This is a genomic window from Bradyrhizobium sp. SHOUNA76, assembly GCF_023006445.1.
Taxonomy (GTDB): Bacteria; Pseudomonadota; Alphaproteobacteria; order Rhizobiales; family Xanthobacteraceae; genus Bradyrhizobium.
On record NZ_JALBHA010000242.1, the window covers coordinates 1 to 9,206 of the forward strand.

Below are 9,206 nucleotides of genomic sequence, written 5' to 3' on the forward strand. Positions count from 1 at the left end.
CGCCGATCGATCTGATTGCGCCGTTCGAAGAGCGGCCGACTGCCCCTCCCCCGCTTCCCGCAGCACCTCCGCTGGCCCAGCCGCGGCCGGCTCAGGCGCCAGCGGTCCAGAGCCAGACCACCAACCCGATTCAGACGGCTTCCCCGCGCAACCAGACTCAACTGCTGGCGACGATGCGCAACGCCATCGACGAGAACCGCATCGACATCTTCCTCCAGCCGATGGTGACGCTGCCGCAGCGCAAGGTGCGGTTCTACGAAGCGGTGACGCGCCTGCGCGATGAGCGCGACCAGCTGATCGCAGCCGAGGAGTTCATCAGCATCGCGGAGGCTTCCGGGCTGATCGGGCGCATCGACAACATGGTGATGCTGCGCTGTGTGCAGGTGCTGCGGCGCCTGATGGTGCGCAACAAGGACGTCGGCGTGTTCTGCAACGTCGCGGCTTCCACGCTCGGCAATTCCACCACCTTCGCACAATGCCTCGACTTCCTCGAAGCCAACCGGGCGCTGGCGCCTTCGCTGGTGCTGGAGTTCAAGCAATCGACATTCCGCAATCTCGGCCCGGCCGAGACCGAGAATCTCGCGGCGCTCGCCCAGCGCGGCTTCCGTTTCTCGATCGACCATGTCACGGATCTCAGGATCGAACCGCGCGAGCTGGCCGACCGCGGGGTGCGCTTCATCAAGGTGCCGGCCACGCTGCTGCTCGACCCCAGGCAGGCCTCGGCCTCGGACATCCACCCCTCCGACCTCTCCGATCTGCTGGGCCGCTTCGGCATCGACCTGATCGCCGAAAGGATCGAAGGCGAGCGCGCGGTCGTCGACCTGCTCGACTATGACGTGCGGTTCGGCCAGGGCTTCCTGTTCGCGCCGCCCCGGCCATTGCGGCCGGAGGGGGCATCTGCTACCGGCGGGGCCGCGCCGAACCAGGCGCAGGACATTCAGGGATCCAATGGCTCCGCTCCCCCCAGCCAAGGCACGACATCTGGCGCGACTTCAGCCGCAATTCCGGCACAACGCATCACCGGCAACGCGGCGCTCGCGCGCCGCATCTAACGGGCCGCGCGCATCATGACCACGCTACATTTCGCCGAAAGCCTGCGCGAACTCGTGGGTGGCGTCGATGTCGTGCTCAGCGACATCTGGGGCGTGGTCCACAACGGCCTCGAATCCTTCCCCGAGGCCTGCGAGGCGCTGCACACCTATCGCAGCCGCGGCGGTACGGTGATCCTGATCACCAACGCACCGCGGCCAGCCGACTCGGTGCAGCGGCAATTGCGCAAGCTCGGCGTGGCCGACGAGACCTATGACGCGATCGTGTCTTCGGGCGACCTGACGCGGCTCTATGTCGCCGATCATCCCGGCCGCAAGATGTTCTGGCTCGGCCCCGAGCGCGACAACTCGATCTATCGCGGCCTCGACGCAACAACCGCGCCGCTGGAGGAAGCCGATTACATCGTCTGCACCGGCCTTTATGACGACGAGACCGAGACGGCGGAAGATTATCGCGGCATGATGCTGAAGGCGCGCGAGCGCAAGCTGACGCTAGTCTGCGCCAACCCCGATATCGTGGTGGAACGCGGCGACCGGCTGATCTATTGCGCCGGCGCCATTGCGGAGCTCTATCGCGAGCTCGGCGGCGAAGTGATCTTCTACGGCAAGCCGCATCGCCCGATCTATGAGCGCGCGATGGCGCTGGCCGGTGAACGCCAGGGTCATCCGATCGACCGGAAAAAGGTGCTGGCGATCGGCGATTCCGTCCGCACCGACTTAACCGGCGCGCGCGAATTCGGCATCGATTGCCTGTTCGTGACCCGCGGCATCCATGCCGAGGAGTTCGAGGGCCTCGACCAGCTCGACCCGACATCGGTGATGGAATTGTTCGGCCACCCGCCAAAGGCGCTGATGCGCGAATTGAAGTGGTGACGATCTAGCCGTCATCCCGGGATGGTCCGAAGGACCAGACCCGGGATCTCGAGATTCCGGGCTCGGTGCTCGCGCACCGCCCCGGAATGACGAACCCAACGCAAAAAGCCCGGGACCAGCCCGGGCTTTTCCGAATTCACCTGATGGCTTCGAAGCGCCTTACGCGCTCGCCATGTCCGGGAAGACCGCCTCGATCTTGGTCTTCAACGTCGCCGCGTTGAACGGCTTGACGATGTAGTTGTTCACGCCAGCCTTCTTGGCGGCGATCACGTTCTCGGTCTTGGATTCCGCCGTGATCATGATGAAGGGCGTGGTGGCGAGGTTCGGATCCGCGCGCACTTCGCGCAGCAGGTCGTAACCCGTCATCGGCTCCATGTTCCAGTCGGAGATCACGAGCCCGTACTTCTTGCCGCGCATCTTGTTCAGCGCTGCCGAACCGTCGCTGGCATCGTCGATGTTCTCGAAGCCAAGCTGCTTCAGCAGATTCCTGATGATACGGATCATGGTGCTATAGTCATCCACCACCAGAACCGGCATCGACAAATCAACCGCCATCTCGACTCCCCCAACGCAAACCAGGAATATTACGATCGGACCTGCCAGGGCCGGAGCCCGGCGGTTCCACACTCAAGGACTAGCACCAAGGCGTTAAACAGCCCGTTAATTGGGGACGCCCCCCAAGGACTGAAATCGTGTTCGGTCCGGCCGCCCCCTCCCGCTTGACTTCATCCGGCCGGTCGCGCCACGGTCCCGGCCGGTCCTGCCGGTTCGAGAATTCCCCTGATGGCTCCGCATTTTACCGTTATCCGCGACACCACGCCGACCTCCGCTATTCCAAGGGGTGCCGTGGTCGCCATGGGCAATTTCGACGGGGTTCATCTCGGCCATCGCGCCGTGATCGCCGCAGCCCTCGAAATGGGCCGGGTGCAGGGCCGCCCCGCGCTGGCGCTGACCTTCGAGCCGCATCCGCGGCGGTTTTTCAGCCCCAACACCCCGCAATTCCGTCTGACGGACGAGCCGGCCAAGCTGCGGCTTCTGGCCGGCACCGGGCTGGCAGGCGCCGTGGTCATGACCTTCGACAAGGCGCGCGCCGGGACCAGTGCGCAAGATTTCATTCACCATGACCTGATCGGGCGCCTTGGCGTCAGCGGCATCGCCGTCGGCTACGACTTCCATTTCGGCAAAGGACGCGTCGGCTCGCCGAGCCTGCTGGTCAACGAGGCGCCCCGGCTCGGCATCGAGGTCGATGTGCAGCCGCATGTCGATATCGACGAGCGGCCGGTGTCCTCCAGCGCCATCCGGATCGCGCTCGCCGAGGGCCAACTGGAGGAGGCGACCACCATGCTGGGCGCGCCCTGGTTCGTCACCGGTGAGGTCATTCACGGCGAGAAGCGCGGCCGCGATCTCGGCTATCCCACGGCCAACATCCGCCTGGATGCCAATTGCGGCCTGAAGCACGGCATCTACGCCGTGCGGGTCGGCCGCGGCGCCGAGCGGTTGGACGGCGTGGCGAGCTTCGGCCGCCGTCCGACCTTTGATAATGGCGCCCCACTGCTCGAGATATTCCTGTTCGACTTCAAAGGCGACCTTTACGGGCAGCTCCTCGACTGCGCCTTCGTCGGCTTCATCCGCGAGGAGTTGAAATTCGACAGCCTCGACGCCCTGATCCGCCAGATGGACGACGATTCCGCCCGCGCCCGCTCTATGCTGGCCGCGGCCCCGGACGCGTTTCCGATGCTGGGCGTGATCGATTGAGCTTGAAACCCGGCCTCCCCCAACCTTTGCGCTTCCCCCGTCCCCCTGCTATGGAAAGCCCATGTTTTCGCGGCGCATCATAGGGATTAGCGGCCCGGCTTCCGCCTGAGCCCAAGGGCTCGGCGCAAGACCGGGATTTTGTCGTTTCACCCCGCGATTCCGCATCGCCATTCGTTTCCCGCGCCCTTCCGAGCCAGTCAGCCTCATGTCCGAAAAGCCGCAAAAGTCCCAAAAGTCTGAAGCCAAAGACTATTCGAAGACCCTGTTCCTGCCGCAGACGGATTTCCCGATGCGCGCCGGCCTGCCGCAGCGCGAGCCGGAAATCCTCAAGCGCTGGTACGACATCGGCCTCTACGAGAAGCTGCGCGAGAGTGCGAAGGGCCGCGCCAAGTTCGTGCTGCATGACGGCCCGCCCTACGCCAATGGCAACATCCATATCGGCACGGCGCTGAACAAGATCCTGAAGGACCTCGTCACCAAGAGCCAGCAGATGCTCGGCTTCGATTCCAACTACGTGCCGGGCTGGGACTGCCACGGCCTGCCGATCGAATGGAAGGTCGAGGAAGAGCACTATCGCAAGAAGGGCAAGCAGAAGCCCGACTTCCGCGACAGTACCGCGATGATCGATTTCCGCCGGGAATGCCGCGCCTACGCCACGCATTGGCTCGGCGTGCAACGTGAAGAGTTCAAGCGCCTCGGCGTCATCGGCGACTGGGACCATCCCTACGCCACCATGAGCTATCCGGCCGAAGCCCAGATCGCGCGCGAACTGATGAAGTTCGCCGCCAACGGCACGCTCTATCGCGGCTCCAAGCCGGTGATGTGGAGCGTGGTCGAGAAGACGGCACTCGCCGAAGCCGAGGTCGAGTACGAGGACTACACCTCCGATACCGTGTGGGTGAAATTCCCGGTCACCTCCCCCGCGCATGGCGCGCTTGCTGCCGCAAGCGTCGTGATCTGGACCACCACGCCCTGGACGCTGCCCGGCAACCGCGCCATCTCGTTCTCGCCGAAGATCGCCTACGGCCTGTACAAGGTGACGGACGCGCCCGCAGACAATTGGACCAAGACCGGCGATCTCCTGATCCTCGCCGACGCGCTCGCTGAAGAGGTCTTCAAGCAGGCGCGCGTGACGGCCTATGAAAAGGTCCGCGACATCCCCGGCGACACCATGGACGCGATCGAATGCGCGCATCCGCTGAAGGGCCTTGCCGGCGGCTATGACTTCATCGTGCCGCTATTGCCCGGCGACCACGTCACCGACGACACCGGCACCGGCTTCGTGCACACCGCGCCCGGCCATGGCCGCGAGGACTTCGACGCCTGGATGGCGCAGGCGCGCGATCTCGATGCGCGCGGCATCAACACGGCGATCCCGTATACCGTCGACGAGAACGGTGGCTACACCGATCATGCGCCGGGCTTTACCGGCAAGCGCGTCATCAACGACAAGGGCGAGAAGGGCGACGCCAACGAGGGCGTGATCAAGGCGCTCGTCGAAAGGGGCATGCTGCTCGCGCGCGGCCGGCTCAAGCATCAATATCCGCACTCCTGGCGCTCCAAGAAGCCGGTGATCTTCCGCAATACACCGCAATGGTTCATTGCGATGGACAAGGATGTGGCGGTGAGCGGCAAGGCAAAGAGGGGCGACACGCTGCGCGCCCGCGCGTTGCACGCGATCTCGGTAACGCAATGGGTGCCGCCGTCGGGCGAAAACCGCATCAACGGCATGATCGAGGCGCGCCCGGACTGGGTGATCTCTCGCCAGCGCGCCTGGGGCGTACCGATCGCCGTATTCGTGCGCGAGAAGGGCGACGGCTCAGCCGAGGTTCTCCAGGACGAGGCGGTGAACGCGCGTATCGGAGAGGCCTTCGAGAAGGAAGGCGCCGACGCCTGGTATGCGACAGGCGCCCGTGAGCGCTTCCTGGGCCCGTGCGCGAGCGAGGATTGGCAGAAGGTCGACGACATCCTCGACGTCTGGTTCGATTCCGGCTCGACGCACGCTTTCGTGCTCGAAGACCCCGTGCATTTCCCGGGGCTGTCAGGCATCAAGCGCAAGGTCGACGGCGGCACCGACACCGTGATGTATCTGGAAGGCTCGGACCAGCATCGCGGCTGGTTCCACTCCTCGCTGCTGGAAAGCTGCGGCACCCGCGGACGCGCGCCCTACGACATCGTGCTGACCCACGGCTTCACTCAGGCCGAGGACGGCCGCAAGATGTCGAAGTCGCTCGGCAACACCATCGAGCCGCAGGCCGTCATCAAGGAATCCGGCGCCGACATCCTCCGGCTCTGGGTCGCCTCCTGCGACTACACCGACGACCAGCGCATCGGCCCCGAGATCCTGAAGAACACGGTCGAGACCTATCGCAAGCTGCGCAACACCGTGCGCTGGATGCTCGGCACGCTGCATCATTACAAGCCGGCCGACGCAGTCGCGCCGGCCGAGATGCCCGAGCTCGAGCGGCTGATGCTGCACGAGCTCGCAGGTCGCGCCGCCGCCGTCGACAAGGCCTATCGTGAGTTCGACTTCAAGACAGTGGTCGCGATCCTGTCTGCGTTCCTGAACAGCGAGCTATCGGCGTTCTATTTCGATATCCGCAAGGACACGCTGTATTGCGATCCGCCGTCCTCGCTGACGCGCAAGGCGGCGCTGACGACGATCGATCTGCTGTGCGCCTCGATCCTGAAATGGCTGGCGCCGATCCTCAGTTTCACCGCGGAGGAAGGCTGGCGCATGTACCGGCCCGAGGCCGAACCGTCGGTGCATCTGACACTGTTCCCGGCCGATCTCGAAGGCTTGCGCGACGACAAGCTCGCCGCGAAATGGGAGACGATCCGCAACGTCCGCCGCGTCGTCACCGGCGCGCTCGAGCTCGAACGCGCCGCCAAGAACATCGGCTCGTCGCTGGAGGCATCGCCGGTGATCTATGTCGCCGACCGCGACATGCTGGCGACGCTGTTCGACGTTGATCTCGCCGAGATCTGCATCACCTCGAATTACGAGGTGCGTGAGGGCGAGGCGCCGGCAGCTGCGTTCCGTCTCGATGCGGTGCCCGGTGTCGCGGTCGTGGTGGAGAAGGCGGTCGGCACCAAATGCGCTCGCTCCTGGAAGATCTCCCCGATGGTCGGCGACGACGCTGAATACCCCGACGTCACCCCGCGCGACGCGAAGGCGCTGCGCGAATGGAAGGCGTTGGGGGTAGCGGTCTGATCCCCATGACCCCGCTCGGCGCTGGCATCTTCGCGGCAATGGTCACGCTCGTGGCCGACCAGGCCTCAAAGCTGTGGCTGCTGAACGTGTTCGACCTCGCCCGTCGCGGCGCGGTGAAGGTGACGCCGTTCTTCGACCTGGTGCTGGCCTGGAACATCGGCATCAGCTTCGGCTGGCTCCAGAACGACAGCCAGGCGGCGCAGCTGGCGCTGATGGCGGTCAAGGTCCTCGCCGTGGTCGCGCTGGCAATCTGGATGGCCCGCTCGCACACCCTTCTCGCCACGGTCGCACTGGGCCTGATCATCGGCGGCGCCATCGGCAATAGCATCGACCGACTGGCTTATGGCGCGGTGGTCGATTTCGCCCTGTTCCACATCGAGATCGGCGGAAATACCTATAATTGGTATGTGTTTAACCTCGCGGACGTGGCCATCGTTGCTGGGGTCGCAGCCCTATTGTATGATTCCTTCCTGGGGGTACCCGCCGCAAAAGCGCCCTGATCCCGGCCGATACGGACCGGCAGGTGGAACCCGGCTTTTGCGAGGGTTAGGCCGCGTTTGAGCGGCAATCTGCCACAATATGGAACAGGTACAGTAATGCGCAGCTCGAAGACCAGCGGTTCGATGGTTCGAGACCCCCAATGGGGGTTCTGGCGGGCGTTGAAATTGTCCGCTGTCGCGCTCGGCATCGGTCTCGTCATGTCGGCTGGCGCGGCTCGCGCCGGTGACGACGACGATGAAGATGACGGGATGACCTTCGAAGAGAAGATCATCGACAATCTGATGTCCGGCATCGGCGCCAAGAGCATGGAAAAGCCCGGCATCGAGTACCGCGAGCGCTCGCCGCTGGTCGTGCCACCCAAGCTGGACCTGCCGCCCCCCGCGACCCAGGCCAAGAATGCCCCGAACTGGCCCAAGGACCCCGAGGAAAAGCGCCGCAAGGAAGCCATCGCCGCGCGCAAGAAGGCGACCAAGGAAACGGAGAACTGGCAGGCCGCCCGCCCCCTGACGCCCGCCGAGATGAAGGCCGGTCAGGTCGCCGCGGCGCCCCGGACGAGCAACGACCCGATCCAGCCGGGCACCAACGGCAATCCGTCGCTCAGTCCCGCCGAGCTCGGCTTCTCCGGTGGTCTGTGGAACATGATGAAGGGCGGCAACAGCGCCGAAGAGAAGAAATTCACCAGCGAGCCGCCGCGCCAGTCGCTGGTCGAGCCGCCCCCGGGCTATCAGACACCGTCGCCGAATTACTCCTATGGCGCCGGACAGGACAAAACGCGGCGGACTTATTTCGACATCATGTCGGGCAAGGACAAGGAACAATAGCGTTCCTGTCCTGCCGCGTTGTTCTGCAGAAGCGAACCGAGTGCCGGCGGGCCCATGTCCGCCCGATGCCGGTCATGATTGCTTATCAGTAACTTGCCACCGCGTTGAGTTCTCTGCTTCGTGACGCGAAGCCTCAGCCGCACGGTGTACCATACCGTGCCTCCGAGCCGGACATCCGGACCTCGGCCCTTGATAAGGATCATGATGTCCGTAAACCGATCGGCTGCCTGCCTCCTTGCCGCGCTGCTTTCGACCAGTGTCCTGACAGCCGGTGGGGCCCTTGCCCAGACCACGGTGACGTCGGCCCCGCCCGCCAGCTTCACGCTCGGCAATGGCATGCAGGTCGTGGTGATCCCCGATCACCGCACGCCCGTCGTCACGGAGATGATCTGGTACAAGGTCGGCTCGGCCGACGAGACGCCGGGCAAGTCCGGCCTCGCCCACTTCCTCGAGCACCTGATGTTCAAGGGCACCTCGAAGCACCCCGTCGGCGAATTCTCCCAGACCGTGCTCCGCGTCGGCGGCAACGAGAACGCCTCGACCTCGGTCGACTACACCAACTACTACCAGCGCGTGCCGAAAGAGCAGCTGCCGACCATGATGGAGTTCGAGGCCGACCGCATGACCGGCCTCATCCTCAAGGACGAGAACGTGCTGCCCGAGCGCGACGTCGTGCTCGAAGAATACAATATGCGCGTCGCAAACAATCCGGACGCGCGGCTGAACGAGCAGATCATGGCCGCGCTCTATCTCAATCATCCTTACGGCCGGCCGGTGATCGGCTGGCATCAGGAGATCGAGAAGCTCGATCGCGAGGACGCGCTCGCCTTCTATCGCCGCTTCTATGCGCCGAACAACGCGATCCTGGTGATCGCCGGCGACGTTGAGGCCGCCGACATACGCCCGCTGGTCGAGCGCAATTTCGGCTCGATCCCGGCGCAGCCCGCCATTCCCGCACGGCGCGTTCGTCCGCAGGAGCCGGAGCCGGCCGCG

At 64.8% G+C, this 9,206-nt stretch carries 8 protein-coding genes; 7 read left to right on the forward strand and 1 reads right to left on the reverse strand.

All coding sequences use genetic code 11. The features are described from left to right. Both MOV74_RS22565 and MOV74_RS22570 read left to right on the forward strand, forming a co-directional pair. Positions 1-1,052, forward strand: a 1,052-nt coding sequence (locus MOV74_RS22565) for an EAL domain-containing protein (RefSeq protein ID WP_246927057.1), incomplete at its 5' end; no start/stop codon positions are given. Positions 1,053-1,067: 15 nt separating this feature from the next. Continuing rightward, complete coding sequence (locus tag MOV74_RS22570) at positions 1,068-1,922, forward strand: TIGR01459 family HAD-type hydrolase (RefSeq protein ID WP_246927060.1); 855 nt, start codon at positions 1,068-1,070, stop codon at positions 1,920-1,922. A gap of 159 nt (positions 1,923-2,081) precedes the next feature. On the opposite strand, the gene MOV74_RS22575 is transcribed toward MOV74_RS22570, so the two are convergent. Further along, complete coding sequence (locus tag MOV74_RS22575; RefSeq protein ID WP_008567674.1) at positions 2,082-2,477, reverse strand: response regulator; 396 nt, start codon at positions 2,475-2,477, stop codon at positions 2,082-2,084. Positions 2,478-2,705: 228 nt separating this feature from the next. Here MOV74_RS22575 and MOV74_RS22580 point away from each other — a divergent pair, with 228 nt between their 5' ends. The 5 genes from MOV74_RS22580 to MOV74_RS22600 form a co-directional block, all read left to right on the forward strand. Then, on the forward strand, positions 2,706-3,677 hold the full coding sequence (locus MOV74_RS22580) for a bifunctional riboflavin kinase/FAD synthetase (RefSeq protein ID WP_246927066.1): 972 nt from the start codon (positions 2,706-2,708) through the stop codon (positions 3,675-3,677). A 205-nt stretch (positions 3,678-3,882) separates the two neighbouring features. Further along, on the forward strand, positions 3,883-6,891 hold the full coding sequence (gene ileS / locus MOV74_RS22585) for an isoleucine--tRNA ligase (protein WP_246927070.1): 3,009 nt from the start codon (positions 3,883-3,885) through the stop codon (positions 6,889-6,891). Positions 6,892-6,896: 5 nt separating this feature from the next. Next, positions 6,897-7,391, forward strand: coding sequence for a signal peptidase II (gene lspA / locus MOV74_RS22590; RefSeq protein ID WP_246927073.1), 495 nt, complete (start codon positions 6,897-6,899; stop codon positions 7,389-7,391). A 96-nt stretch (positions 7,392-7,487) separates the two neighbouring features. Next, positions 7,488-8,213, forward strand: coding sequence for a hypothetical protein (locus MOV74_RS22595; RefSeq protein WP_246927076.1), 726 nt, complete (start codon positions 7,488-7,490; stop codon positions 8,211-8,213). Between the two features lie 201 nt (positions 8,214-8,414). After that, on the forward strand, positions 8,415-9,206 hold a 792-nt coding region (locus MOV74_RS22600), incomplete at its 3' end, for a M16 family metallopeptidase (RefSeq protein ID WP_404979159.1).